The sequence below is a fragment of the Streptomyces sp. NRRL B-1140 genome (assembly GCF_001280065.1).
GTDB lineage: Bacteria > Actinomycetota > Actinomycetes > Streptomycetales > Streptomycetaceae > Streptomyces.
Map to the genome: position 1 here is coordinate 26,860 of NZ_LGEA01000114.1, position 26,123 is coordinate 52,982.

Sequence of the window (26,123 nt, forward strand, 5' to 3'; positions counted from 1 at the left end):
AGCCCCGCCGCGGCCGGGCGGTGCGACAGTGTGATCACCCGTGTGACTCGTCGGAAGGGAATTTCGGCATGGCCGTCATCCATCACACCACCCTCAAGCCCACCAAGCTGGAACTGCTGGCCTCGTGGCTGCCGTCCCGTCCGTGGTACCGCGGCGGCCCGGCAGGACCGCGGCTGGCGAAGGCGGGCGGCTTCCGGCTCGACGATCCGCGCGGGGCGGTGGGGATCGAGTTCATGGTGGTCACGGACGTCTCGGGTTCCCGGCCGGTCGCGTACCTGGTGCCCCTCACCTATCGCGGTGCCCCGCTCGAAGGGGCGGAGCACGCGCTGGTCGGCACGATGGAGCACGGCGTGCTGGGGCGGCGCTGGGCCTACGACGGCTGCCACGACGCCGTGGCGGTCGCCCAGTTGGCTGCCCTGATCGAGGGGCGCGTGCGGGCCCAGGACCAGAACATCAGCGACGCTCCCGCGCGGGAGGTCGTCGTCTCGTGCGCCGGTGAAGGCTCGCTCCCGCCGGACCTCACGGTCGCCGACGACCAGGACGGCACCGCACTGACCGCGCCGCTGGGTGCGACCCTCCGTTTGCATCGGGTTCTGCGGCCTTCCCCGGACGGCCCGTCGGCGTCTCCCGGAGAAGCGATCGGCCACGTCACCGGTTCCTGGCAGTTGCCGGACGGCACTCGCGTCCGGGGTGCGTTCGCGGTTCTGCACAGGTCCGGTCGGGCGTAGCTTCCTCCGGGATCAGCGGGCTCCCGAGCGGAATGTCCTGCGGTACGCGTCCGGGGGCACGCCGACCGTGCGGTTGAAGTGGCGGCGCAGCGTCGTTGCGGTCCCCATGCCGGCGGCCGCCGCGATGGTGTCGACGCCGTCGTCGGTCTGCTCCAGCAGCTCCTGGGCGTAGCGGATCCGCTGGGTCAGCAGCCACTGCAGTGGAGTCGTGCCGGTCACGGCCTTGAAGTGGCGGCCCAGGTGGCGGGAGCTCATCCCCGCCCGGCGGGCCAGGTCTTGAACGGTCAGCGGCTGGTCGAGCCGTTCGATGGCCCAGGGGAACAGGGCGGCCAGCGGGTGGTCGTCCCGGTCGGGCACCGGGGCGGTGACGAACTGGGCCTGGCCCCCCGCCCGGTGGGGTGGTACGACCAGGCGACGCGCGACGGCGTTGGCGACGGACGAACCCAGGTCGAGACGGACGAGGTGCAGGCACAGATCCAGCGCGGCGGCCTTGCCTGCCGAGGTGAGCACAGTGCCGTTGTCCACGTAGAGCACGTCCGGGTCGACCTCCACTCGCGGGTGACGGTGGGCCAGTGCCTCGGTGTGCGCCCAGTGCGTGGTGGCGCGCCGCCCGTCGAGAAGCCCCGCCGCCGCCAGCACGAACGCGCCCGTGCACAGGGAGACCACGCGCGCTCCCGCCTCGTGGGCCTCGCGCACCGCGTCGACGAGTTGAGCGGGCGGCTCCTCGTCGATGTCCGCCCAGCCGGGGACGATCACGGTGTCGGCCTGCCGCAGCCGGTCCAGCCCGGCGTCGGGCTCCAGCCGGAACCGGCCGACGTGCGCGGCGGCCGGACCGCAGACGGTGAGGTCGTACCAGGGGGCCGTCACGCCGTCCGGGGCGGAGGCGAACACCTCGTGTGCCAGGGACAGTTCGAAGTGCAGCATTCCGTCGGTGGCGGCGAGCGCGACAGTGACCATGTCCGTAATTGTATGGGGCAGGTCGTTCCGGACACTCACGATCGAGTGCTCATCGCGGTCAGGATGGCCGCAGTTGATCGTTCGAGCGCAGGGGAGAGAGCTCATGGGACCGGGTCAGACGGTGACGGTGCTGGGCGCCTACGGGCACACCGGACGGTTCGTGGTGGCGGAGCTGCGGCGGCGCGGGTTCGTGCCGATCGCCTCCGGTCGCGACGAGGCCAGGCTGAAGACACTGGCGGCGTCGCACCCCGGGCTGGAGGTGCGGCCGGCGTCGGCCGACGATCCGGACTCGCTCGACCGCGCGCTGGCCGGGGCGGCGGCGGTGGTCAACTGCGCGGGGCCGTTCGCCACGACGGCCGCACCCGTGATCGAGGCGGCCCTGCGCGCCGGCATCCCGTACGTCGATGTGGCGGCCGAGATCGAGGCGAACGCGGACACGTTCGCGCACTTCGCGGACCGCGCCCTCGCCGCGGGAGCGGTGATCGTCCCGGCGATGGCCTTCTTCGGCGGCCTCGGTGACCTGCTGGCCACCGCGGCGATGGGCGACTGGACCGCGGCCGACGAGGCGCACGTCGCCTATGCGCTGAGTGGTTGGCAGCCCACGAACGGGACGCGGACCGCGGGTGCGGTCTCCCGGCAGCGCCGGGGCGGTGCGCGGGTGGTGTACCGGAACGGGCGGCTGGACTACCGTCACGACGCGGCCACGACCTTCCAGTGGTCCTTCCCCGAGCCGCTGGGACCGCGGACGGTCGTCGGGGAGTTCACGATGGCCGACGTCGTCACCATCCCCAGCCACCTGCGCATCCCCGAGGTGCGGACCCATATGTCGGCCGAGGCCGCCCAGGACGTGGTGGCCCCGGACACGCCGACGCCGGCCGCGGTCGACGAGCGCGGACGGTCCGCCCAGACCTTCCTCGTCGACGTGGTCGTACGTTCCGGCGGGACCGAGCGGCGCGCGGTGGCGCGAGGGCAGGACATCTACGCCGTCACGGCGCCGCTCGCGGTGGAGGCGGTGCACAGGATCCTCACCGGCCGGACCAGGACGGTCGGCGTCGCCTCCGCGGGCGAGATCTTCGACGCCGCCGATTTCCTGCACGCGCTGTCCTCGCACCTCTCCGTGGAGCTGCCCGCCCCGTCTCCTACCGCCGCGGCAACGCCCACGACCTCACTCAAGACGCCGTCGATCGCGGAGCCGGCGTCCTGACCGGTGGCGAAGCACCCGGCCATGACGCCGACCCTCCGCATCTGTGAAAGCGGCACTTTTCCTGGTAAAAACTCATCAAAGCCGCACGAGGACGTTGTGGAGGCAGCCGGTGGAAGACGTCGGAGCCGGCCGCAGAGCCTTCCTGGCCAGGGTCGCGGGGATCGCCGTCGGCGCGGCCACCGCACCGCTCACCGCGTGCGAGACCCGCACCGGGGGGCGCGCCGCCAAGGGCGGCGGACTGCTCGTCGTCCGGAATTTCGGCGGTTCCTACGGCGAGGCGAACCGTGAGGCCGTGTACGAGCCGTTCACCAGGGAGACCGGCATCCGGGTCCGGGCGGTGAACTTCGGTCACGACGAGATGCTCGCCCAGATCAAGGAAGGCCGTCCGCAGTTCGACGTCATGGACATCGACATGTCCAACCTGGTGCGGTTCGAGCACGAGGGCGCCTCGGAGCCACTCGACTACGGCCGGCTGAAGAACGCCCGGAACGCGGGCATCGCCCAGTCCCTGCTCACCCCCAACGGCGTCGGAAAGAGCTACTGGGCCAGCGTCCTGGCCTACCGCACCGACGCCTTCGGCGGGAGAAGGCCCGAGTCATGGGCCGACTTCTGGAATCTCGGAGCCTTCCCGGGCCGCCGCGCACTGCAGGGCGAGGTCGACTGGCCCGAGCTCGAGTTCGCCCTGCTCGCCGACGGTGTTCCGCTCGACGGGCTGTACCCCCTCGACGTGGACCGCGCCTTCAGGGTCCTCGATGAGGTCAGGGGCTCGGTGCGGACGTTCTGGGAGTACGGCGCGGAGCCCGGCGAGCTGCTCTCCCGTGGCAGCGTCATGGCTTCCAGCACGTGGGCCGGCAGGGTTCAGCATCTGATCGACGGCGGGGTTCCGCTCGCGTGTGAGTGGAACGGTGCCCGCCGGCAGAGCAACGGCTACGGAATCCCCAAGGGCGCCGCGAACCAGGACGCCGCCTACCGGCTCATCGACTTCGCGCTGCGGCCCGAGGTCCAGGCCCATATGGCCCGGCTCTACCCCGACGGCCCGGTGGTGCCCGCCGCCTACGGCCATCTCACCGAGTCCACCGCCGTCCGTCTGGCGAGCACTCCCGGGCACCTGCTGTCGGGCTTCGACCTGGACATCGAGTGGTGGCTCGAGAACGGGGACGCCGTGACCGGGCGCTGGCGGCGGTGGGCTCGCGGTTGACCGAGCGAATGCAGCCATATGGCTGAATATCAATGCGCATGGTAAAGAGTCGGTATGCTCCGGCACCCTGGCCGTTGTCCGGCCCATCGCTCCCCCGGGCGCAGAGGCGGCCGACTTCGGCGGGCTCTGCGTCATGCCGGGGAGCCCGGTGCGCGGCAGCGGCCGGGCGCCGGGCCCCCGGGAGTCCGCTGGAAGACACTGCCGAGAGTGCGCAGCGTCGCCGGCCAGGTGTTTCTGCTGCAGTTGGCGATCATGGTGCTGTTCGCCGCCGCCGCGGGGGGAGCGCTCGTGGTGCAGGCCCGGGACTCCAGCACGCAGGAGGCCCGGCAGCTGTCGAAGGGGGTCGCCCAGGCGTTCGCCCGGGCCCCGGGAACGCTGGCCGCCATGAAGTCCGGCGAACCCACCGAGCTGCTGCAACCGCGCGCGGAGGACACCCGGAGGAACAGCGGGGTCGACTACGTGGTGACCTTCGATCCCCAGGGCTTCCGCTGGACCCACCCCGACCCGAAACTGATCGGCAAGCACATCTACGCCCGGCGCGAGGGCGCCGCCGCCGACCGGCCGTTCACCAAGACGTTCGAGGGCAGTCTCGGTCTTGCCGTGGACACGACGGTTCCGGTCTACGACAGCAACGGGCTCACCATCGCCGGCTTCGTGTCGGTCGGGGTCACCGTGGCCAGCGTGGACGACGTCGTACAGGACCAGCTGCCGCAGTTGCTGGGGTTCGCCGGCGGCGCGCTCGCCGTCGCCGCGGGCGGCACGGCACTGGTGTCGTGGCGACTGCGACGGCAGACCCGCGGACTGGATCCGTCGGAGATGACCCGGATGTACGAGCATCACGACGCGGTGCTGCACGCGGTGCGGGAGGGCGTACTGATCACCGGGGGCGACGGGAGGCTGCTGCTCGCGAACGACGAGGCGCGCCGGCTGCTGGACCTGCCCGCGGACGCCGAGACGCGCCGGGTCGCGGAGCTCGGCCTGGAGGCGGGGACCGCGGCGCTGCTGGGCACGGGCCGGCAGGTCACGGACGTCGTGCACCGGGCCGGCGACCGGTTGCTGGCGGTCAACGTACGGCCGGTCGACCCCGACGACCCTCCTGCGGGAAGCGTGGCCACCTTGCGTGACACGACGGAGCTGCGCGCACTGGCGGGCCGGGCGGAGGTGGCGCGGGAGCGGCTGGGGCTGCTGTACGAGGCGGGTGTACGCATCGGGACCACGCTGGATGTGGTGCGCACCGCGGAGGAGCTGGCCGAGGTGGCGGTCCCCCGGTTCGCCGACGCCGCGACGGTCGATCTGCTGGATCCGCTCCTGCGGGGTGCGGTGTCGGCGGGCCCCGGTCCGGAGATGCGCCGGGTGGCGGTGCACGGCGTCGACGGGGCCCGGACTCTCTATCCGGTGGGTGAGCTGATCCGTTTTGTACCCACGTCGCCCGTGGCCGTCGGCGCCGAGCGCGGCCGTGCGGTGCTGGACGCCGACCTGACCGGCTCCGGCGGCTGGATGAGCGCCCAGGATCCCGAGCGGGCCCGGCGGCTGCTGGCCCTCGGATTCCACTCCCTGATCACGGTGCCGCTGCAGGCCCGCGGTGTGGTGCTGGGCATGGCGAGCTTCTGGCGCTCCGACGGTGCTCCCTTCGACGGGGAGGATCTGGCCACCGCCGAGGAACTGGCCGCCCGGGCCGCGGTCGCCGTCGACAACGCCCGCCGCTACACCCGCGAGCACACCATGGCCGAGACGCTGCAACGCAGACTGCTGCCGAGCTCCCTGCCCGAGCATTCGGCCGTGGAGGTCGCCCACCGCTATCTGCCCGCCCTGGAGGGCGTGGGCGGCGACTGGTTCGACGTGATTCCCCTGCCCGGTGCGCGGGTCGCCCTGGTGGTCGGCGACGTCGTGGGGCACGGCCTGCACGCCGCGGCCACGATGGGCCGGCTGCGCACGGCGGTGCACAACTTCTCCGCCCTGGACCTGCCTCCGGACGAGCTGCTCGGGCACCTGGACGAGCTGGTCGCGCAAATCGACGGCGACGAGAACGTGGAGCGGGACAGTGAGAGCGTCTCGGGCGCGACGTGTCTCTACGCCATCTACGACCCCGCCTCCGGGATGTGCTCCCTGTCCCGGTCCGGGCATGTGGAGCCCGCCCTGGTGCGCCCCGACGGCACCGTGGAGTTCCTGCGGGTGTCCGGTTCGCCCCCGCTCGGTCTGGGCGGCGGTGAACCGTTCGAGACCACGGACGTCACCCTCCCCGAGGGTTCCCGGCTGGTCCTCTTCACGGACGGCCTGGTCGAGGACAGGGAGCAGGGCATCGACACCGGCCTACAGGCCCTCGGCCACGCTCTGGCCCGCCCGGGCCGCACCTCGGAGGAGACCTGCCGGGACGTGCTCGACGCGCTGCTTCCGGCCCGCTCGAGCGACGACATCGCCCTGCTCGTCGCCCGCACCCGGCTGCTGGACCGTTCCCAGGTGGCCGAGTGGGACGTGCCGGGCGATCCCTCGGCCGTCGCGCCCCTCCGGGCGGAGGTCACCGGGCGGCTGCGGGCCTGGGGGCTCGAGGAGATGGCCTTCACGACCGAGCTGATCGTCAGCGAACTGGTCACCAACGCCATCCGTTACGGCATCGAACCGATCAGGCTCCGGGTGCTGCACGACCGCGACAGCCTGATCTGCGAGGTCGCCGACGGCAGCAGCACCTCGCCCCACCTGCGCCGGGCCGCGACCACCGACGAGGGCGGGCGGGGCCTGTTCCTCGTCGCCCGGTTCGCCCGGCGGTGGGGCACCCGCTACCTCGCCCGCGGCAAGGTGATCTGGACCGAGCAGTCCACCCGTGACCCGGCGGGCGAGCCCGAGGAGATGCCGGCCGAGGCACTGCTGGACCAGTGGGAGGACGCGGCCTGGTGAGTCACCCCGTCACGGGGTGGTGAACCCGCGGAACGTCACGTGCTTACGGGTCTCGAAGCCCAGTCGTTCGTAGAGCGCGAGGGCACCGCTGTTCGCTTCGGCCACGTGCAGGAAGGGACGGTCCCCGCGAGCCGTGATCCGTGCGATGTGTGTGCGCAGCAGGCGGACCGCGTGGCCCCGCCCGCGGGCCTCGGGGGCGGTGCAGACGGCGCTGATCTCGGTCCATCCGGGAGGCCTCAGCCGCTCCCCCACCATGGCCACCAGTGTGCCTCCGTCGCGGACGCCGAAATAGGTGCCGAGCTCGTGTGTGCGGGGCCGGAACGGGCCCGGCCGGGTCCGCTCGACGAGGTCGAGCATCTCGGGCACGTCCCGCGCGCCGAGTTCGACCACGTCGGAGCCGAACTCGGCAGCGGAGGGGGCCGGCCCGCCGTGGCCGGTCCAGATCATCTGGCGGCCCTCCAGGACGAAGACCGGTTCCCAGTCCGGTGGCGGCATCGCCGGGCAGCTGAACATGTCGGCGAAGGCGCCCGGACCCAGCAGCTTGGCCAGGTCGGCCCAGGCCGCCGCGTCCGGTTCGGCCGGCACCGCGGAGAAGGTCGCGACCTCGGGTACGTAGGTGACGGCACCGCCGAGCCGGCGGGCGAGATGTGCGTGGTGCCCGCGGAGCGACTCACCCACCGGGTCGTCGAGTGCGGCGGCGTCGCTGAACCCCGTCATCGTGCTGCGCCTTCCTGTCCCCTGCCGGGGCCGGTTCGGCCGGCAGGCCGACACGGCGTCACCGGATGTCGCCGGCCATGCTAGTGCCGCCGCAGGCAGCGTTCGCCCGGGCGTCACGACGAGGCGAACGCTGCCTGCCACGGCACTGGTCAGCGACGTGCGACCGCATCACGGCGCTACGTCAGATACGCGGCCAGCGGCAGGTTCTGCCTGCGCACGTCACCGGCGACGAGTCCGGCGATCCGCTGCGCGCCGTACGTCTCGAAGTGGGTGCGGTCCTCGCAGAAGAAGGCGCCCACGGGGCCCGACCCGAAGTCGCCGTTGTGCGGGCAGAACCGCAGACCGTTGTAGAGCGAGACGCTGAGGGAGTGCAGGTCGACCACCGGCGTCCCGGTGGTGGACCCGACGGCGAAGGTCTCGTTCACGAAACCGCGGTTCCTCGTCGCCGTGCTTCCGGAACAGGTGAGGGCGGCCACCGGGGTGAGCAGCACAGGGTGCGCTCCCCGGGCCAGGGCGGCCTGCACCATGGTGGTCATCAACTGCCGGTAGCGGGCGGGACCGACGTGCCGGGGGCAGGTCGAGGAGGAGTCGTTGATGCCGAACTGGATGAAAAGGTAGTCACCCGCCTTCATCCCGGTGCTCGCGTTCAGCATCGACTGCCAGCGCGCCGAGTACGCGCCGGAGGTGAGCCGGCACTCGCCGTCCGCGCCCGTGGTGCCGCTGACGTTGCCCTCGTACATCCAGGTCTGGATGCTGCGGCCTCCCACCGCCTGGTTCCTGACGGTCACGTCGGCGTTGAACAGGGCGTCGAACCGGCTGCCCCAGCCCACAGGGCAGCGGGCGGCGCCCGGGTTGGCCATGGTGGAGTCCCCGGCCAGCCACACCGTGACCGGTGCGGCCGCCGCCCGTGCGGCCGGGGCCTCGGCGCCGGTTCCGCCGGAGCATCTCGCCCCGGCGCCGCCGGCCCCTGAGGCGGTGCTGACGCCGAGGCTCGACAAGGCGATCACCAGCGCCGTCGTGACGAGCGTACGGAGCTTCTTCATCGTGTGTCCCCCTCGGGCCGGTCAGCGCAGGTACGAGGCCAGGGGCAGGTTCTGCTCCCGGATGCTCTGGAGCACCAGCCCGGCCATCCGGGTGGCGCCGTACTGCGAGAAGTGGGTGTTGTCCGTGACGCCGTCGGCGGAGGAGCGGAGGAAGAGCTGCGCGGAAGCAGAGGGTCCGAGGGACTCGACCAGCGCCTTGCTCCGGGCGGTCAGGTCGATCACCGGGACCCGCTGCGCCGCACCGACCGCGCGCATCTCGGCGGGCAGGTCGGCGCCCACGCCGTTGACGTGCAGTGCCGTGGGGGTGAGCCGGTCACCGTCGAAGAGCCGGCGGACCGGCGGCGTCACCAGCACCGGGACGCCGCCCTCGGCTCGGACTCGCGCGATCATGGTGGTGAGGTTGTTCCGGTAGGAGGACGCGCTGGTCTGCTTGTCGTTGTGGCCGAACTGGATGAAGACCGGGTCGTTCGCCCCGACCTTCGACAGCAATGCGGGCAAAAGCGCCGAGTTGCTCAGGAAGCTTCCCGAACTCTCGCCGGAGTCACCATAGTTGGCGATGGCCGCACCGGGACGCACCGCCGTGGTGATCATCTGGCCCCAGCCGGTGTACGGAGCGGCCGGCTGGTCGCACACCGTCGAGTCACCCGCCAGGTAGGCGACCAGTGGCTGCGCCGCCGGTTTCACCGACACGGCCGAGACCTGGGGGGCGGCACCCGTGAAGCGAAGATCCAGTCCAGGACTGCCCGTACCGCCCTGGCCGGTCGGCTGCCCCTCCGGCCGGCGCACGTCGACGGTGAAGGCGTACGTGGCGACGGCTCCGGCCGCGGTGCTCGTCACCGGGAGCATCAGACGCCGGGCCTCCGCCCACACCTCGGTCCGCCCGGCGACGGCGCCACCGACGGAGACCGTCACGTCGTAGGTGCCCGGTGCGACACCGTAATGACAGGCGATGGTCGAGGTCCCGGAGCAGCCGGCCGGCAGGGCCCGCGGCGCGGCTGCCGCGGTCTGTGTCACCGCACCGGTACCGGCCAGTGAGGCAAAGGCCGGCAGGCTCGCCGTTCTTACCAGCCCCGCCCTCCTGGGGGCGGCCTGGAGCGGTGTCCGGCGGGTGATCCGAGAGGAAACGGGAGCAGGGACGGGGGACATGGTCGCTCCTCCCTGCCCACCGACCGCGCGTGAGGTGCCGCGGCCGGCGGGCAGCGGGTGGTGGGGGTGGAGTTTCCGGGACCGCGTGATCCGTGCACTGGGAGCGTTCACAACATGTGCGGGTACGAGGAGACGTGAACGGCTGTTGCGCCGCGCCCGATCACTGGACTGAGCGGACCGATCCGGCCGCCTTCGGCCGCGGTTGCCCGCAGGGCGCATCACGCAGTGTTCAAGGCCCGTCGCCCGGCTGTCAATGCGCAGGCGCGGACAACTCACTCATCCCAACAGGGCCGCACAGCGGACCGGACAGAATCCTTGACGAGCCATCAGCCCGTTCTTACTCTCCCTCGACATGGGAGCGTTCCCATATCCCCCCACACCCCGGAGGCAACCGTGACCGACCCGCACCGGCGCCCCCTCACCGTGTTACGACCCCGGCGCTCGCCCCGCCGGACACGCAGCCGGATCGTCGGCTGCGTGTCCGCTGCGGCACTGGCCGTGTCCGCACTCGTCGCCCTGCCGCCGTCCGCGCACGCGGCGACAGCCCGCCAGGTCGAAAGGCTCGACCGGGGTCTGACCAGCGTGCACACCGGCAGCGGAAACCTGGTGTCCTGGCGGTGGCTGGCGACCGACCCGAACGACGTGTCGTTCAACGTCTACCGCGGCACCACGAGACTCAACTCCTCGCCCGTCACCGCCTCGACGAACTACTTCGACGCGGGCGGCGCGGACTCGGCCGACTACACCGTGCGCGCGGTGGTCAACGGCACCGAGCAGGCCGCGTCGGCGTCCGCGGTCCAGTTCCGCGCGGGCTACAAGGACGTGCCGATCTCCCCGCCGGCGGGCGGCACCGCCCCGGGCAACTCCGCCTACACCTACGACGCCAACGACGCCTCGGTCGGCGACCTCGACGGCGACGGCGTCCTGGACCTCGTCCTGAAGTGGCAGCCCACCAACGCCAAGGACAACTCCCAGTCCGGCTACACCGGCAACACCGTCGTCGACGGCATCAAGCTCGACGGCACCCGGCTGTGGCGCGTCGACCTGGGCCGGAACATCCGCTCCGGCGCCCACTACACACAGTTCCAGGTCTACGACTACGACGGCGACGGCAGGGCGGAGGTCGCCATGAAGACCGCCGACGGCACCCGGGACGGCACGGGCGCGGTCATCGGCAACTCCTCCGCTGACCACCGCAATTCCAGCGGCTACGTCCTGTCCGGGCCGGAGTACCTGACGATGTTCGACGGCCGGACGGGCAAGGCGATGCAGAGCGTCGACTACGTCCCGGGCCGCGGCACCGTCTCCTCCTGGGGCGACACCTACGGCAACCGCGTGGACCGCTTCCTCGCCGGCACCGCCTACCTCGACGGCGCCCGCCCCTCCCTGATCATGGCGCGCGGCTACTACACCCGCACGGTGATAGCCGCCTGGGACTGGCGGGGGGGGCGGGTCTGTGGCGTTGGCCTGGGGGGTGTGGGGGGAGATGGGAGCGCACCCATGTGGAGGGAGGGTAAGATCGGGCTGATTGCTCGTGAAGGATTTTGTCCGGTCCGCTGTGCGGCCCTGTTGGGATGAGTGAGTACGACAACGGCAGCGGCCTGTGGACCACGAAGCTGGGTCACGGCGACGCAGGCCACGTCGGCGACCTCGATCCCTCCCGGGCGGGCCTGGAGTACTTCAAGGTCTCGGAGGACTCGAGCAAGCCGGGCTCCTGGATGGCCGACGCCCGCACGGGGGCCAGGCTGTGGCAGACGGCCTCGGGCTCCGACAACGGCCGCGGGGTCGCCGCCGACATCTGGGCCGGCAGCCCGGGCGCCGAGGCCTGGTCCGCCTCCGACACCACCCTGCGCTCGGCCGCAGGCGCCTCCCTGGGCCGGGAGCCGTCCAGCATCAACTTCCTGTCCTGGTGGGACGGGGACCCCGTGCGCGAACTCCTGGACGGCACCCGCATCGACAAGTACGGCGCCTCGGGCGACACCCGGCTGCTCACCGGCTCCGGCGTCGCCTCCAACAACGGCACCAAGTCCACTCCCGTCCTGTCCGGTGATCTGCTCGGCGACTGGCGCGAGGAGGTCGTCTGGCGTACCGGCGACAACAGGGCGCTGCGGATCTACTCGACGCCGCACCAGACCACCACCAAGATCACCACCCTGCTCCACGACTCCCAGTACCGCACGGCCCTGGCCTGGCAGAACACCGCCTACAACCAGCCTCCGCACCCGAGCTTCCTCATCGGAAACGGCATGGCGGCAGCGCCGCGGCCGACGGTCTACACGCCCTGACCGGCGCGGTCCCGCCGGAACGCCCACTCCAGCCGGGGCTCCAGGGCGAAGCGGAACACCCGCCGCACGGGCGGTGTGCACAGGGCGGTCATGACGGCCGCGGCCACGAGGGTGACCGTGATCTCGCCCACGGGATCGTGGACCCAGCCGGGGCCGAACCAGCCGAAGTGCTTGGCCCCCTGGACGGCGAAGCCGTGCAGCAGGTAGCCGTACAGGGTGCCGACGCCGAGGGCGGTGAACCACGTGCGCCGTCCCGGGACCCAGGCGAGGAAGCAGGCGACGAGGAGCAGCGAGCAGCCGAACAGGGCCAGGGTCATCACGGGCCCGTACCAGCCGGGTACGCCCAGTTCCTCGGCGCTGGAGCGGTGGAAGAGCCAGGCGTAGTCCCACCGGGGCGTGATCCGGTACGCCCCGGCGAGGGCCACGGCGAAGACGGGCAGGGACAGCAGGCGCACCTCCCGTCGGCGCACGAGCCGGAAGTGTTCCGGCTTCAGCAGCAGCCCGAGCACGAAGTAGGGCAGGAACTGCAGGACGCGCTGGAGGTCGAGGTCGTCGCCGATGGACGGCGAGAGGGTCGCCAGAGCCGCGATGACGAGGGCGACCGGCAGCGGCCACCGCAGGAGTGCCCAGACCGGGGTGGTCAGCCGCCAGATGAACAGGGCCGCCAGGAACCACGTCAGGTACAGGGGACTCAGCAGGCTGATGGCGCGGTCGGGGTCGCCGCTCGTCCAGCGGGTGTAGCAGGTGTACGCCACCTCGAAGACGACGTACGGCACGACCACGGTGGTGACCAGGCGTTTGATCCGCTCCGGCCCGGCGTCGAAACCGCGGGAGAAATAGCCGGAGATGACGATGAAGGCCGGCATGTGAAAGGCGTAGACGACGGTGTAGAGCGCGGTGACGGCCCGGCTGCCGTCGCGCAGCGGCTCCCAGGCGTGTCCGATGGCCACCAGAACGATGGCCAGGTACTTGGCGTTGTCGAAGAACGCGTCTCTGGGTTTTGCCGTGGGGGCCGTCGGCCTGTCTCCGGTCGCCCTGCCGCTCGTTCCACGCGGGACTTCGGCTGGGGAGCGCCGTGTCTCCCGGTCGCCGCGCGGGGGCAGCGTGGGTGGGCCGGCGTTTCCTTGCGGTGAAAGCCCGGACAGACCAGAACACCTCTTTCGTCGCGTGCCGGTGGACCTGCCCCGATCACATCACGAAAGTTCATCGGTTGCGTAATCGTGCAACCATGAGCGCCCCGAGCGGTCAGGTGTCGCCAAGCGCCTTCTCGATCTCGCCGAGCGAGCGGGTCAGCCGCCCGTAGTCGGCGGGGGTCACCGGCGCCACGAAGTACTGTTCGACGACCTGCGCGTGGACGGCGGCCGCCCGCAGGAACACCGTACGACCTGGCCCGGTCGGCTCGACCAGGACGCTCCTGCGGTCCCCGGGAGCCGGTACGCGGCGCACCAGGCCGGTCGCCTCCATGCGGTCGATCAGGCGGGTGATACCGCTGCTGGTGAGCGTGAGGTCGTCGGCGAGCCGGCGCTGCGAGATCTCCTCGTCGGGCTGCCGGCAGAGCCGGATGAGGACCTCGAACATCGTGTGGCTGATCTCGCACTCCTTGCGCAGAGCGGCGTCGATCCGCCGCTCCAGGCGCGTGGCCGTCTTGATCAGCAGGCCGAAGTCGTGCACCAGCCGGCTGCCGGCGGCCCGGGCGGCCTCGTCGTCGTCTCGTTTCGCGGGATTCACCCGGCCGACTTTACTGCCTCTTCACCTACTGCCGTCTCAATTACTGAGCAATCAATTGCTGATCAGTCAACAAAGTTCTACCGTGTGGGCCACCCGGACGTCGGCGGAGAGAGGGAGAGCAGTGGACCTGCAGCACTGGCTCGGCCGGGCCAACGACGCGATACAGCGGTGGGCCGACACCTTCGGCCCCTATGAGCAGCACCCGTCCCTCCTCGTCGACGACGACCGTTTCGCCGCCGCCTTCGAGGAGCTGACCGGGAGGCTGAAGGAGAACTATCCCTTCTTCCACCCGCGCTACGCCGGGCAGATGATCAAGCCCCCGCACCCGGCCGCGATCGTCGGCCACCTCACCACGATGCTGATCAACCCCAACAACCACGCCCTGGACGGTGGTCCCGCCACCGCCCGCATGGAACGCGAGGCCGTCGCGCAACTGGCCTCGATGTTCGGCTACGACACCCACCTGGGTCACCTCACCACCAGCGGCACGATCGCCAACCTCGAGGCCCTCTTCGTCGCCCGCGAGCTCCACCCCGGCCGCGGCATCGCCTACAGCGCCGACGCCCACTACACCCACGGCCGCATGTGCCACGTCCTGGGCATGAAGGGGTATCCGGTCCCGGCCGACGACCGCGGCCGCATCCGCCTCGACGCGCTCGAGGACATCCTGGGGACGGGAGAGGTCGGCACGGTCGTGCTCACCGCCGGCACCACCGGCCTCGGAGCGGTCGACCCGGTCCACGACGCCCTCGCCCTCAAGGAGCGCTACGGCGTCCGGCTCCATGTCGACGCCGCGTACGGCGGCTTCTTCACGCTGCTCGCCGGTGCCGAAGGGCCGGAGGGACTGCCCCCGCAGCCCTGGCGGGCGATCGCCGGGTGTGACTCGGTCGTCGTCGATCCGCACAAGCACGGACTCCAGCCCTACGGCTGCGGCGCCGTCCTCTTCCGCGATCCGGAGGTGGGCCGCTTCTACCTGCACGACTCGCCCTACACCTACTTCACCTCCAGCGAGCTGCACCTGGGCGAGATCAGCCTGGAGTGCTCCCGGGCCGGTGCCTCGGCCGCGGCCCTGTGGCTCACCTTCCAGGTGCTTCCGCCCACGCCCGCGGGACTGGGCCGTGTCCTCGGGGCCGGCCGACGGGCCGCGCTGCGCTGGGCCGACCTGATCACCTCCTCGGACGAGCTGGAGCTGTACCAGCGGCCCGAGCTGGACATCGTCGCCTACTTCCCCGCGGTGGAGCCCGCCACCCTCGGTGCTGTCGACGCGGCATCGGCACGCGTCCTGGCCGGGGGCATGACGGGCCCCGACCCCGTCTTCCTGAGCACCCTCAAGGCCGACCGGGACGCCTTCACCGCACGCCACCCGCAGGTCACCGCCGACGCCGACGGGGCCCGCATCCTGCGCAGCGTCCTGATGAAGCCGGAGTCCGAGGACCACGTGCGGCGCCTTCATGACCGGGTCGCGCGTCTCGCCCGGTCATGAGCGCCGCCCACGGGGTTCACGTCAGGTCACGGTCGCCTCGCAGTGCGTACGCCTCGGCGAGGAGGAGGTAGCTGCTGGCGGTCCAGGTGTAGGCGCGGTCGCGCAGGCCCGTTCCGGCGAGGGCGTCGAAGTTCTCGGCGAAGCCGTGGGTCTCGCACAGGGCGCGGAAGCGGCCGCTGATGTCGTCCGCCAGCCGGTGATGGCCTGCGCGGCGCAGGCCGTCCTCGACGAGGACGGTGGCGGGGGCCCAGATGGGGCCGCGCCAGTAGCCGTCGTCGAGGTAGTGGGGGGAGGTGGGCAGTTCGGTGGCGAGACCGTACGGGGTCAGGTGGGCCTTGATGTGGTCGGCCAGGGCACCGCTGACGTGGCCGGGCAGATGCTCGCCGAGCACGATGGGCATGAGGTCCAGGAGACTGGCGCTGCTCCAGGTCTCCCCCGTACCGACTCCCCGGGCGACGAACCGGTCGTCCCTCCAGAGCCGGTCCAGCAGTGCCGCCTGGGTCTCCTCGGCGGCTCGCGCCCAGCGGCGCGCCTCGTCGGCTCGGTTCAACTCATCAGCCAGACGCGAGAGTTCGTGGAGCTGGAGGATGAGGAAGGCGGACAGGTCGGCGGTCTCGACCACCCGTTCGGGGTCGAAGGTGGTGGCGTTGTCCCAGCCGCTGTCGTTGCCGTGCTGGTAGTGGGGGAAGGGGGCGCCGGGGGCGCGCCGGGCGGTGAGCCAGAAGTTCGTCCAGCGTTCCAGCCGCCGGTAGGTCTCGTCCAGTTCGGCCGGGCCGGGAGGCGTCGGCAGGCGGCGGCGCAGATGGCCGAAGGCCCAGCCGTGGATGGGGGGTTTGACGAAGTTGTAGAGGACCTCGGAATGGGTCACCGAGTCGGGCAGGGCGCCGCTGCCGTCCTGGTGGTCGAAGGGCAGGGCGAACTGGTCGCGCGCCAGTTCCGGGCAACCGGGCGCCAGGGCGAGGGCGTTGAAGCAGTGGTCCCAGCTCCACACCTTGTCCATCCAGTGCTTGGACATCAGCACCGCGGGCCGGGTGACCAGACCGGTCGGGTTCACGGTGGCCGACCAGACGACGTAGGCGGCCAGTTCGGCGGCCGGGGTGGCGGAGGAGCGCCAGGGAGCCACGGCGTCCACGAACCGGGTGAACGAGGCCCGCGCGGACGCCGCGATGTCGTCGAAGGCCGCGGCGGACGCGTACGGCGGGCGGGCGGCGTCGATTTCCTCGATGGCGATCTCCCACGTCTCGTCGTCCGCCGCGGCCGTGGCCAGACCGCGCTCGGCGCTGCCCAGCGTCTGGGCACCGGTAGCGTCGAGGGTGCCGGACAGCACGGTGACGCGGTACCGGCGTCCCGTCTCGTAGGACGTGAACACGTGGGCGCGGGCGGCGGCGTCGTGGAAGAACCAGGTTCCGCTGAACGGCGTCAGGGTCCGCGCGGCCGCCCGTACGGCCATGCCCAGGCCGCTCCCCCGCAGTCGCACGGTGTCCGGCGACTCGTAGGCGAGGTCAGCGCGCCCCCGCGCGCCGATCCAGCTGAGCAGGCCCGGGCCGGCCTCCACGCGGGTCGCCGCGCGATCCCCGGTGACCGGGTCGAGGGGTGTCAGGCTCAGGACGGCGTGCATGCCGTTCTGGTGGGAGACCAGGTGAAGATCCTCGGCGTACGTCTTCTCGGCCACCACGGGCGAGATGCCGAACCAGGATCCGTACGTGCTGAACGGGATGTCCTGGACGGAGAAGGCCGGGCCGGAGCGGTCGGCGGTCATGAGGTGTCACTCGTTTCTCGAGCAGGGGGAAGGTCAGTCCTTGACCGCGCCGGCCGTCACGCCGGCGGCCACGTAGCGCTGGGCCAGGACGAGGATGACCGCGGCGGGCAGCGAGGCCACGACGGCGGTGGCCATGATGGCGTTCCACTCCTGGTTGTTGTTGCCGATGTAGTGGTAGATGCCGAGGGTGATCGGCTCGTGCGCCCCTCCGTTGACGAGGGTGCCGGCGAAGACGAAGTCGGACCAGGACCACAGGAACGCGAAGAGCGAGACCGTGACCACTGCGTTGCGGCTCATCGGCAGCACGATCGACCAGAAGGTGCGCACGGGCCCGGCGCCGTCCGTGCGGGCCGCCTGGAGCATCTCGCCGGGGATGCCGGACATGAACGCGGTGAAGATGAGCACCGCGAACGGGACGGCCAGGGTGGAGTCGGCGACGATCAGCCCGGGGACGGACTGGAGCAGGCCCAGTTGCAGGTAGATGGCGTAGAAGCCCATCGCCATGATGATGCCGGGGATCATCTGCGCGGCGAGGAGGAGGAAGCTCAGCGCGCCTCCGCCGCGCGGGCGCAGTTTGGCCAGGGCGTAGCCGGCGGGAGCGGACAGGGCCACGGTCAGGGCGACGGTGCCCAGGCCGATGACCAGGCTGGTGCCGAGGTAGGGCAACTGCTCGTCGAGGACGGTGCGGTAGCCGGCCAGGGTGCCGTGGACGGGGAACAGGTCGGGCGGGGACTTGCGCATGTCCTGGTCGCGGGTGAGGGAGACGGTCAGCATCCAGTAGACCGGGAAGAGCATGATCGCGGTCAGCAGGACGCCGAAGGCGGTCTTTCCCCAGGTGCGTCGGCTTGTCATGAGTACGCCTGCTTTCGCTGGACCCTCATGTAGAGGAGGCCGAACGCGAGGGCGGCCACCACCAGCAGGTTGCCTACGGCGGCGCCCGGCCCGAAGGCGGGCAGCAGGTTGCCGAAGCCCAGCCGGTAGGACCAGGTGGCGAAGGTCGTGGAGGCGTCGGCCGGGCCTCCCTTGGTCATGATCCAGATGATGTCGAAGACCTTGAGTGTGTAGACGAGCCCGAGGAGCAGCGTGATCGCGGACACGGGGCGCAGCAGCGGGAAGGTGATGCTCCAGAAGCGGCGCCAGGGTCCCGCCCCGTCGAGGGCGGCCGCCTCGTACAGGCCGGAGGGGATGGACTGCAGGCCGCTGTACAGCACGACCAGGTTGAAGGGAACGCCGATCCAGATGTTCGCGATGATCACCGAGGTGAGCGACCAGGACGGTGACGTCAGCCAGTTGACGGGGTCGAGGCCGAGGACGTGCAGGGCCGCGTTGACGATGCCGGAGTCACTGTTGAGCATCCACGACCAGGTCGAGGCCGACACGATCAGCGGCAGCAGCCAGGGGACGAGGAACAGGGCTCGCAGGGTCGCCGAGAGCCGGAAGTGCTGGTTGAAGAAGACCGCGAGGGCCAGACCGATGGCGTACTGGAAGGCCAGGCACACGCCGGTGAAGACGACGGTGTGGAGCAGTGCCGGGGCGAAGGTCGGGTCGTCGAAGACCTTCCGGTAGTTCTCCAGGCCGGTGAACGGCGCGTCTCCCTGGACGAAGGAGCGGACGGTGTAGTTGCGCAGGCTCAGGTCGAGGTTGCGGTAGAGCGGATAGGCGTAGAAGAGGGCGAGATAGACGGTCACCGGGGTGAGGAAGGCCCAGGCGGCCCATTGCGGGGAGGTGGGCCGGCGGCGTCGCGCGGTGCGGGCCGGGGGCGGGGCGGCGTGGGCCGCCCCGTTCCGCGGCCGCACGGACCGGTGGTCCGGCGGACGGGCGGTCTGCTTCATCGGTCCCACGTCACTTGACCGCGGCCTGCGCGGACGTGAGAGCGTCCTTGGGCGACTTGGACCCGCTCAGCGCGGACTGCACGGCCTTCCACATCTGTTCCGAGATCCTGGGGTACTTCGTGCCCAGGTCGTCGCTGGTGCGGCCCTTGGCCGCCTTGACCGCGTCGACCCACGGCTTCAGTGCGGGGTCGGCCGCCAGTTGCTTCTCGCGGACCACCTCGGTGGGCGCCACGTAGGAGAGGGTGGTGTCGGTGTCGTACAGGTTCGTCGAGCTGGTGAGGCACGCCGTGAGCTTGCCCGTGGTGGTGTAGCGGGCGGTGTCGCTCTGGACGGGGACGGTGACGAACTCGCCGCCCGTCGGGGCCGCGGCGCTGCCTCCGCCGGTGGCCGGGATGGGCAGGACGCCGTAGTCGAAGCCGGCCTTCTTGGCGGCCGCGAGCTGCCAGGTGCCGTTCTCGGCGAAGGCGTAGTCGCCGCTCGCGAACTCCTGCCAGCTGGTGGTCTGGGTGTTGTTGAGCACGGAGTTGGGGGCGTAGCCCTTGTCCAGCCAGGTCTTCCACAGAGACAGCGCGGAGACGGCCGCGGGCGAGTCGAGGTCGGTCAGGGCGGCGCCGGAGCCCCAGAACCAGGGCAGGAACTGGAAGCTGCCCTCCTCGGTGCCGATCGCGGAGAAGGTGATGCCCTTCTTGCCCGCCTTCTTGGTCTTCTCCAGGGCCGCCGTCAGCGACTTCCAGTCCTTGACGGAGGCGATGTCGACACCGGCCTCCTTCAGGACCTTCTTGTTGTAGTAGAGCGCGAGGGTGTTGGCACCGATCGGGGTGCCGTAGGTCTTGCCGTCCGACTGGCCGGCCGCGAGGAGGTTGGGGTCCACGGCGGAGGTGTCGAGCTTGTTCTCGTCGGTCGTGGTGAGCACGCCCGCCTCGGCGAGGGTGGACACCACCGGGTTGTCGACGATGAGGACGTCCGGGGAGTTGCCCTGCTGGGCCGCGAGCAGCGTCTTGTTGGCCAGGTCGCTGGTGTCGAAACCGGTCCGCTTGACCTTCACGCCCGCTCTGCTGCCGCAGGCGTCCAGCAGTTTCACCCACGCCGAGCCCTTGGCGAACTGCGGGTAGGGGTCCCAGATGGTGTAGGTGCCGCTGTCCGCGCCCTTGGTGCCGGTGCTTCCCGAGCCGGAGGAGCAGGCGGTGCCGGCCGCGGCGAGGACGGTCGACAGGGCCACTGCGGCGAGACGCCGTCTGGAGGAGCTGTGCATCGCGGGTTCCTTCGTTCTGGGCACAGGGGTGCCGTGGCGGGGGCGATGTGGGGGAAGCGGGCACACCGCGGGGAGGCGTCGCGGGGGTGTGCTCGAAGAAGGGGCGGGAGAGGGGGCGGGGGTCAGGGCTGTGGGGAGCCGGTGGCGGGTCCGGTACTGGCCCGCAGCGAGATGGGGGGTGTCAGCAGATGGTGCCGTGCGGGGGCGCCGGGCCGGCCGAGCCGCTCCACGAGCAGTTCCACGGCGCGCCGGCCCAGTTCCTCCGCCGGTACGTCCGCGGCGGTGAGCTGGGGGGTCACCGTCTCCGCCCACCGGCTCGCGACCACCCCGGTGACGGAGAAGTCGCGCGGCACATGGCGGCCGGCCCCGGCCAGTCCTCGGTACAGACCGCCCAGCGCGGCCTCGTTCAGGGTGACCAGGGCGGTGGTGTCCGGGTCGTCGCGCAGAATTTGTTCCAGGCAGGCCTGGCCGGAGGCGGCGTCGTCCCCGCAGCAGTAGGTCCGCACGGTCAGTCCGCGTTCGGCCGCGGCCTTGGTGAAGCCGTCGAGGCCGCGGTGCGCCGACTCGTATCCCGCGCGCAGGAGTTGCTCGGGGCGGTTGACGAAGGCGACCCGGCGGTGGCCCAGGTCCGCGAGGTGGTGGACGCACGCCGCCGCCAGCGCGGTGTGGTCCAGGCCCACCCACCAGCCGCTCTCCGGACGGGCGGTGCGGCCGATGGCGACGGCGGGGAAGTCGAGGGCGGCGAGGTGATCGGCCCGGTCGTCCTCCAGCCGGATCTCCATCAGGATGGCGCCGTCGACCCGCCGCTCCCCCAGCAGCCGCTGGAAGGACCGGTCGCTGTCCACGCCGCTGGGCGACAGCAGCACGTCGTAGTCGTAGGCCGCGGCGGCCTCCACCACACTGCCGATGAAGTCCAGCTGCATACCGGTGTAGTGGTTGCCGGCCGGCGGGAAGACGAGGCCGATGGTGCTGGTCCGCCCGTTGGCCAGGGCGCGGGCGCTGGCGCTGGGCCGGTAGCCCAGTTCGTCGACGACCTGCTGGATCTTCCGGCGGGTGTCCTCCGAGACCGGGCGCTTGCCGCTGAGTGCGTAGGACACGGTGCTCCGCGAGACACCGGCACGCTTGGCGATCTCCCCGATGTTCACGGCATCTCCTGGCTCGTCGAACCGGTTCGCATGGCAGGAAGGTAGGAAGCGCCCCGACTCCTGTCAACACCCGGGACATACTTCGCCGGCCGGTCGATCGCCCGCCCGGAATCCTTGTGCCACAGGCATTGCTGACCCGGGGTGCCGGTGCTAGCTTCGCGAACCGGTTCGACGCATCGGCCCGTTCGGTTGCGGCGGGGCAGCCCTCACGCCCCCATCCGTACACCGGCGCACCCGCCACCCGACGCAGCCCCCTCCGCTCGCCCGAGGCCCGGATCGAACCGGTTCGACGAACGTGCGGGCCGAACCGCTGCTCGACCAAGCGACGACACGACGGACTACACGACGACTGAGGACGCCATCCATGCCATCCGCTGACAGATTCACGCGGCGCCGGGCCCCGGCCACCGTGGCGCTGACCCTCGGGGCGGGCCTGCTGGCCGCACCGGCGGCCCCCGCACAGGCCGCCGAGGCACCGCAGCCCGCCGCGCACTACTCCTTCGACCAGGACGACCTCGCCTCCGGGAAGATCACCGACAGCTCGGGCAACGGCCTGACGGCGACCCTGGTGAACGCCTCCACCGCCCGCTCGGTCGACGGCCCGGCCGGCGGGAAGGCGCTGTCCCTGCCCGGCGGCTCCGCGACGTCCGACGGCGCGTACGTCCGCCTTCCGCGCCAGGTGCTCGCCGGCACGACCGACCTGACCGTCTCCGCCCGCGTGAAGTGGAACGGCGGCACCTCACCCTGGCAGCGGATCTTCGACCTGGGCACGGACACCAGCAAGTACCTCTTCAGCACGCCCTACAACGGCAGCGGGCTGTTGCAGACCTCGGTGACCACCGGGGGCGGGGGCGCGGAGGACCAGGTGCGCGGCTACGCGAGCCTGCCCGCGGACGAGTGGCGCACGGTCACGGTCACCCTCGACACCGCCGCCGGCCGGCTCACCACCTACCTCGACGGCGTGGCGGTCTCTTCCGCCGCGACCGCCATCAGGGCCGGAGACCTTCTGGACGGTTCTGCCACCACCGCCGGGTACATAGGCAAGTCCCTCTACCCGGACCCGCTGCTCCGGGGCGCGATCGACGACTTCACGGTGTGGCACGCGGCACTGAGCCCCGAGCAGGTGGCCGGTACGGTCGGTGCCGTGCCGACCCTCCAGGAACTCTCACGGACGTCCTTCGAGGTCCGTACCACCACCGGGACCGCCCCGTCCCTGCCCGCCGCCGTCCGCGCCTCCTTCTCCGACGGATACGACCGCGACACCCCCGTCACCTGGGACGCCGTGCCCTCCGACGAGTACGCCGCGCCGGGCACCTTCACGGTCTCCGGAACCGCGGCCGGACGCGCCGTGAAGGCCACCGTCACCGTGGTCCGCGAGGGGGAGCTCACCGTCGACCTCGGCTCTGACACCGGCGCGTTCCACGGCGGCGCGTCCGGCACCCTCTACGGCGTGTACGGGCCCGACGTCCCGACCAACAACCTCATGGAGGGCATGGGTCTGCGCACGGTCTCCACCAAGGCGCAGGACGGCCCCCAGCATCCCGGCGCCGACGCCCTGGAGGTGGTGAAGCCACTGGCCGACTCCACCGACGGGGACGTGTACATCTACATGACCGACATCCACCGGGGCTTTCCGTACCAGTGGCCGGGCGACACCCCCGCCGAGAAGCTGAAGCTCTACAAGGAGAAGATCGCCCAGCAGGTCGACCAGGTCCTGAAGCTGCCGGAGCAGTACCAGGACAACATCGTCTTCGTGCCGTTCAACGAGCCCGAGGGCAACATGTTCGGCACCGGCGAGTGGAGCTACGACAAGGTCAGCTGGCTGAGCGACCCCGACGCCTACTTCGCCGCCTGGGACGACGCGTACAAGCTGATCAAGAGCAGGATGCCCCGCGCCCGCATCGCCGGGCCCAACACCAGCGTCCTGTACGACCAGGTGAAGGGATTCCTCACCCACACCCTGGCCGCCGGCACCCTCCCGGACGTCATCACCTGGCACGAGCTCAGCCATCCGGAGGCGGTGCGCCGGAGCGTCGCCACGTACCGGGCCTGGGAGAAGGACCTGTTCAAGGGCACCGACCGCGAGGGCACCCGACTCCCCATCAACATCAACGAGTACGCGTTCAACTACCACACCTCGGTGCCGGGCCAGATGATCCAGTGGGTGTCCGCGATCGAGGAGTCCAAGGTCGACGCCGACATCGCGTACTGGAACATCGACGGCAACCTGTCCGACTCCGCGGTGCAGTCGAACCGGGGCAACGGGCAGTGGTGGCTGCTGAACTCGTACGCCTCCATGAGCGGTCACACCGTGACGGTGACCCCGCCGTTCCCAGGCGAGAACTACACCATGCAGGGTGTCGCCACCCTCGACGAGAACAGGAAGCAGGCGCGGCTGCTCTTCGGCGGGTCGACCGGCAAGGGCCACATCACCTTCGCGGGGGTCCCGGAGAAGGTCTTCGGCAGGCGGGTGCACGCCTGGGTGCGGGAGATCGAGTGGAGCGGGCAGGTCGGTGACTCCTCGGGTCCGAAGCTGCTCGCCGAGACGAACCTGACGGTCGCGCACGACGGCACGGTGACGCTCGGCTTCGGCGACGGCGTCCTGCCGAAGCTGAAGGAGTCCTCGGCCTACGAGGTCGTCCTCAGCCCTGCCGGGAATGCGAAGGGCACGCAGGCGCCGCCCGTGCGCTGGCAGTCCTCGTACGAGGCCGAGGACGCCGCGCACACCGGCTCCGGCTGGTCGAAGAACGGTCCGGAGGGCTCACCGCGTGACGTGTCGAAGTTCTACACCTCCGGCGGCTACGACGTCGGCGGTCTGCGCACCGGCTCGGACGTCGCACTCGACTTCACCGTGGACGTGCCCGAGGACGGCACCTACGACCTGAGCGTCTTCGCCAACTCCCTCAACACCTACGACAAGGTGAAGGAGCAGGGCCCCACCAACGTCTTCCTGCGCGTGGACGGCAAGGCGGCCGGTGAGCAGGAACTGCACCTGCCGCTCGGCTACAAGTGGGTCGTGTGGGACCACGCCGACACCAAGGTCGAGCTCACCAAGGGCAAGCACACCCTGACGCTCGCCGCGAGGAGCGCCGACGGCAAGCGTGCGACGAAGGGCGACGCCATCGTCGACCGCCTGACCCTCTCCCTCCCCCGCGCCTCGGCGGACACGCGGGTGTACGAAGGCGAACTGGCGTGGCCGGCCGGTGGGGCACGCCCGGTGTACGACCTCCCGAAGCGGGCGGCTTCCGGTTCGGGTGCGATCCGGCTCGCGAAGGGCCAGAGCGCGACGTTCTGGGTCTACTCCCCGGCCGACCGGGAGGCGACCCTGGTGGTCGACACCCTCGGCGGCACGGGCGCCCGGCTCTCCGTCAACGGCCACGACGTCCTGCGCCTGGCCAGGGACCGGAGCAGCGCGGCGGTCTCCCTCTCCGGCGGCGTCAACAAGGTGACGGTGACCGGTGGACCGGCCACGACCCTCGTCGACCGCATCACGGTCACTCCCACCGAAGGCAGGCTGCCGGCGCGCACCTACGAAGCCGGGGACGCCGCTCTCGCCGGAGACGCCACGCTGGCCCCGCTCTCCCTCGCCACCGGCGGCACGGCGATCACGGGCATCGGCGGGGCCCCCGGCAACGGCAACACCGCGACCTTCACCGTCACGGCCGACCGGACCGGCCTGTACGCGCTGCGCATCCGCTACTCCAACCCCGAACAGTCCGAGGCCACCCATTACAACCCCGACCCGCTCGCCCGCCACGCCGACATCAGCGTCAACGGCGGCCCGGCCGATCGCGTCGGCTTCCCGCACAGCTTCCACCAGAACAACTTCTGGGAGCTGACCGTCCCGGTGCAGCTGAAGAAGGGCGAGAACACGATCGGCTTCCGCTCCGAGGAACCGCCGAACTTCGACGGCACCACCTACGCCTCGGACACCTTCCCCGGCGTACTGCTCCGCTCCCGCTACGCGCCGCTGATCGACCGGATCACCGTCGCGCCCTATGCGCGAGAGGTGCGATGACCCGCTGACGCGCGGCGCCCGGGACCGTCGGGGACGGTCCCGGGCGCCGCGCCGTGCTCACTTGGCCACACCCGTCAGGGCGAGGAATTCGCCGCGGGAGCGGGCGTCGGAGCGCAGGAGACCGAGCAGGGTCGAGGTCAGGGTGTCGGAGCCGGTGGCCTGGACCCCGCGCAGCGTCATGCACGAGTGCTCGGCCTCGATCACCACGCCGACGCCCTTGGGCTCGAGATGCTCCTGCAGCCAGTCGGCGACCTGCTTGGTCAGGCGCTCCTGGACCTGGGGGCGGCAGGCGAAGTGCTCGACGACGCGCGCCAGCTTGGACAGGCCCAGGATGCGGGCCCCGGGCAGATAACCGACGTGCGCGGTACCGACCACCGGCAGCAGATGATGCTCGCAGACGGTGCGGACCGGGATGCGCCGGGCGAGGACGAGTTCGTCGTAGCCCTCGTCGTTGGGGAACGTCGTCAGGTCGAAGGGGCGCGGGCTGAAGAGTTCGGCGTAGGCGCGGGCCATCCGGCCGGGGGTGCCGCGCAGGCTCTCCGAGGCCGTGGAGATGCCGAGGGCCTCCAGGAACCGGCCTGCCGCCACCTCGGCGGCGGCCAGGTCGATCCCGTCGGTTTCGTGGACCACCCGTAGGGCGGGCCGCACGGGTGCCGTCATGCCGGCTGCCTCCGATGCCGAGTGCGGTGAGAGCGGGACCATGCTGACCTCCAAGAGTTTCACCAACAAGTGTTTC

18 protein-coding genes and 1 pseudogene are annotated in these 26,123 nt (G+C 71.3%); 7 read left to right on the top strand and 12 right to left on the bottom strand.

The annotated features are described in order from the left end of the window. Positions 1-68 precede the first annotated feature (68 nt). Positions 69-728, top strand: coding sequence for a maltokinase N-terminal cap-like domain-containing protein (locus ADK65_RS26205; RefSeq protein ID WP_053673267.1), 660 nt, complete (start codon positions 69-71; stop codon positions 726-728). 12 nt (positions 729-740) lie between these two features. Here ADK65_RS26205 and ADK65_RS26210 read toward each other — a convergent pair whose 3' ends face one another. After that, on the bottom strand, positions 741-1,685 hold the full coding sequence (locus tag ADK65_RS26210; RefSeq protein ID WP_053673269.1) for a helix-turn-helix domain-containing protein: 945 nt from the start codon (positions 1,683-1,685) through the stop codon (positions 741-743). Positions 1,686-1,788: 103 nt separating this feature from the next. Between ADK65_RS26210 and ADK65_RS26215 the strand changes: the two genes are divergently transcribed. The 3 genes from ADK65_RS26215 to ADK65_RS26225 all read left to right on the top strand — a co-directional run bounded on the left by ADK65_RS26215 (position 1,789) and on the right by ADK65_RS26225 (position 6,979). After that, positions 1,789-2,889 carry a saccharopine dehydrogenase family protein gene (locus ADK65_RS26215; protein ID WP_053673271.1) on the top strand — a complete coding sequence of 367 codons (1,101 nt, stop codon included), beginning with the start codon at positions 1,789-1,791 and terminating at the stop codon, positions 2,887-2,889. 109 nt (positions 2,890-2,998) lie between these two features. Beyond that, a complete protein-coding gene (locus ADK65_RS26220) occupies positions 2,999-4,087 on the top strand; it encodes an ABC transporter substrate-binding protein (protein ID WP_053673273.1) in 1,089 nt (362 codons plus the stop codon). 252 nt (positions 4,088-4,339) lie between these two features. Further along, positions 4,340-6,979: a SpoIIE family protein phosphatase gene (locus ADK65_RS26225; RefSeq protein ID WP_053673747.1), complete on the top strand. Its 2,640-nt coding sequence runs from the start codon at positions 4,340-4,342 to the stop codon at positions 6,977-6,979. Between the two features lie 9 nt (positions 6,980-6,988). On the opposite strand, the gene ADK65_RS26230 is transcribed toward ADK65_RS26225, so the two are convergent. The 3 genes from ADK65_RS26230 to ADK65_RS26240 all read right to left on the bottom strand — a co-directional run bounded on the left by ADK65_RS26230 (position 6,989) and on the right by ADK65_RS26240 (position 9,753). Beyond that, entirely contained in the window at positions 6,989-7,696 is a 708-nt protein-coding gene (locus ADK65_RS26230; RefSeq protein ID WP_053673275.1) for a GNAT family N-acetyltransferase, read from the bottom strand. A 176-nt stretch (positions 7,697-7,872) separates the two neighbouring features. Further along, positions 7,873-8,739 carry a GDSL-type esterase/lipase family protein gene (locus ADK65_RS26235; protein WP_053673277.1) on the bottom strand — a complete coding sequence of 289 codons (867 nt, stop codon included), beginning with the start codon at positions 8,737-8,739 and terminating at the stop codon, positions 7,873-7,875. A 21-nt stretch (positions 8,740-8,760) separates the two neighbouring features. Continuing rightward, positions 8,761-9,753: a rhamnogalacturonan acetylesterase gene (locus ADK65_RS26240; protein ID WP_234352965.1), complete on the bottom strand. Its 993-nt coding sequence runs from the start codon at positions 9,751-9,753 to the stop codon at positions 8,761-8,763. Between the two features lie 555 nt (positions 9,754-10,308). Between ADK65_RS26240 and ADK65_RS40000 the strand changes: the two are divergent. Continuing rightward, positions 10,309-12,170 (top strand): annotated as a pseudogene (locus ADK65_RS40000) (rhamnogalacturonan lyase). Here the strand turns inward: ADK65_RS40000 and ADK65_RS26255 are convergent. Then, positions 12,158-13,273, bottom strand: a complete 1,116-nt coding sequence (locus ADK65_RS26255; RefSeq protein WP_053673279.1) for an acyltransferase family protein — start codon at positions 13,271-13,273, stop codon at positions 12,158-12,160. The pseudogene ADK65_RS40000 and the gene ADK65_RS26255 sit on opposite strands and share 13 nt — an antisense overlap. A 142-nt stretch (positions 13,274-13,415) precedes the next feature. Beyond that, positions 13,416-13,898 (bottom strand): MarR family winged helix-turn-helix transcriptional regulator, encoded by a 483-nt coding sequence (locus tag ADK65_RS26260; protein WP_053673281.1) that lies wholly within the window; start codon positions 13,896-13,898, stop codon positions 13,416-13,418. A gap of 121 nt (positions 13,899-14,019) precedes the next feature. Between ADK65_RS26260 and ADK65_RS26265 the strand changes: the two genes are divergently transcribed. Continuing rightward, complete coding sequence (locus ADK65_RS26265) at positions 14,020-15,381, top strand: pyridoxal phosphate-dependent decarboxylase family protein (RefSeq protein WP_053673283.1); 1,362 nt, start codon at positions 14,020-14,022, stop codon at positions 15,379-15,381. A 16-nt stretch (positions 15,382-15,397) separates the two neighbouring features. Here the strand turns inward: ADK65_RS26265 and ADK65_RS26270 are convergent, their stop codons facing one another. The 5 genes from ADK65_RS26270 to ADK65_RS26290 all read right to left on the bottom strand — a co-directional run bounded on the left by ADK65_RS26270 (position 15,398) and on the right by ADK65_RS26290 (position 21,369). Then, on the bottom strand, positions 15,398-17,140 hold the full coding sequence (locus ADK65_RS26270) for an amylo-alpha-1,6-glucosidase (RefSeq protein WP_053673284.1): 1,743 nt from the start codon (positions 17,138-17,140) through the stop codon (positions 15,398-15,400). 33 nt (positions 17,141-17,173) lie between these two features. Then, complete coding sequence (locus ADK65_RS26275; protein ID WP_053673286.1) at positions 17,174-17,992, bottom strand: carbohydrate ABC transporter permease; 819 nt, start codon at positions 17,990-17,992, stop codon at positions 17,174-17,176. Then, positions 17,989-18,972, bottom strand: coding sequence for a carbohydrate ABC transporter permease (locus ADK65_RS26280; RefSeq protein ID WP_053673749.1), 984 nt, complete (start codon positions 18,970-18,972; stop codon positions 17,989-17,991). The genes ADK65_RS26275 and ADK65_RS26280 overlap by 4 nt, the downstream gene beginning before the upstream one ends. 10 nt (positions 18,973-18,982) lie before the next feature. Further along, positions 18,983-20,224, bottom strand: a complete 1,242-nt coding sequence (locus ADK65_RS26285) for a sugar ABC transporter substrate-binding protein (protein ID WP_053673287.1) — start codon at positions 20,222-20,224, stop codon at positions 18,983-18,985. Between the two features lie 122 nt (positions 20,225-20,346). Further along, positions 20,347-21,369, bottom strand: a complete 1,023-nt coding sequence (locus ADK65_RS26290; RefSeq protein ID WP_053673288.1) for a LacI family DNA-binding transcriptional regulator — start codon at positions 21,367-21,369, stop codon at positions 20,347-20,349. Between the two features lie 364 nt (positions 21,370-21,733). Between ADK65_RS26290 and ADK65_RS26295 the strand changes: the two genes are divergently transcribed. Next, a complete protein-coding gene (locus ADK65_RS26295) occupies positions 21,734-25,387 on the top strand; it encodes a LamG-like jellyroll fold domain-containing protein (protein ID WP_053673290.1) in 3,654 nt (1,217 codons plus the stop codon). Positions 25,388-25,444: 57 nt separating this feature from the next. On the opposite strand, the gene folE is transcribed toward ADK65_RS26295, so the two are convergent. After that, on the bottom strand, positions 25,445-26,047 hold the full coding sequence (folE, locus tag ADK65_RS26300) for a GTP cyclohydrolase I FolE (protein ID WP_053673750.1): 603 nt from the start codon (positions 26,045-26,047) through the stop codon (positions 25,445-25,447). Positions 26,048-26,123 lie beyond the last annotated feature (76 nt).

Excerpts from the sequence above, each read along its gene's own strand:
- ADK65_RS26270 (WP_053673284.1), bottom strand. The coding sequence starts at position 17,140 with ATGACCGCCGACCGCTCCGGCCCGGCCTTCTCCGTCCAGGACATCCCG.
- ADK65_RS26215 (WP_053673271.1), top strand. The coding sequence starts at position 1,789 with ATGGGACCGGGTCAGACGGTGACGGTGCTGGGCGCCTACGGGCACACC.
- ADK65_RS26285 (WP_053673287.1), bottom strand. The coding sequence starts at position 20,224 with ATGCACAGCTCCTCCAGACGGCGTCTCGCCGCAGTGGCCCTGTCGACC.
- ADK65_RS26235 (WP_053673277.1), bottom strand. The coding sequence starts at position 8,739 with ATGAAGAAGCTCCGTACGCTCGTCACGACGGCGCTGGTGATCGCCTTG.
- ADK65_RS26280 (WP_053673749.1), bottom strand. The coding sequence starts at position 18,972 with ATGAAGCAGACCGCCCGTCCGCCGGACCACCGGTCCGTGCGGCCGCGG.
- ADK65_RS26225 (WP_053673747.1), top strand. The coding sequence starts at position 4,340 with ATGGTGCTGTTCGCCGCCGCCGCGGGGGGAGCGCTCGTGGTGCAGGCC.
- ADK65_RS26295 (WP_053673290.1), top strand. The coding sequence starts at position 21,734 with ATGCCATCCGCTGACAGATTCACGCGGCGCCGGGCCCCGGCCACCGTG.
- ADK65_RS26205 (WP_053673267.1), top strand. The coding sequence starts at position 69 with ATGGCCGTCATCCATCACACCACCCTCAAGCCCACCAAGCTGGAACTG.
- ADK65_RS26230 (WP_053673275.1), bottom strand. The coding sequence starts at position 7,696 with ATGACGGGGTTCAGCGACGCCGCCGCACTCGACGACCCGGTGGGTGAG.
- folE (WP_053673750.1), bottom strand. The coding sequence starts at position 26,047 with ATGACGGCACCCGTGCGGCCCGCCCTACGGGTGGTCCACGAAACCGAC.
- ADK65_RS26210 (WP_053673269.1), bottom strand. The coding sequence starts at position 1,685 with ATGGTCACTGTCGCGCTCGCCGCCACCGACGGAATGCTGCACTTCGAA.
- ADK65_RS26275 (WP_053673286.1), bottom strand. The coding sequence starts at position 17,992 with ATGACAAGCCGACGCACCTGGGGAAAGACCGCCTTCGGCGTCCTGCTG.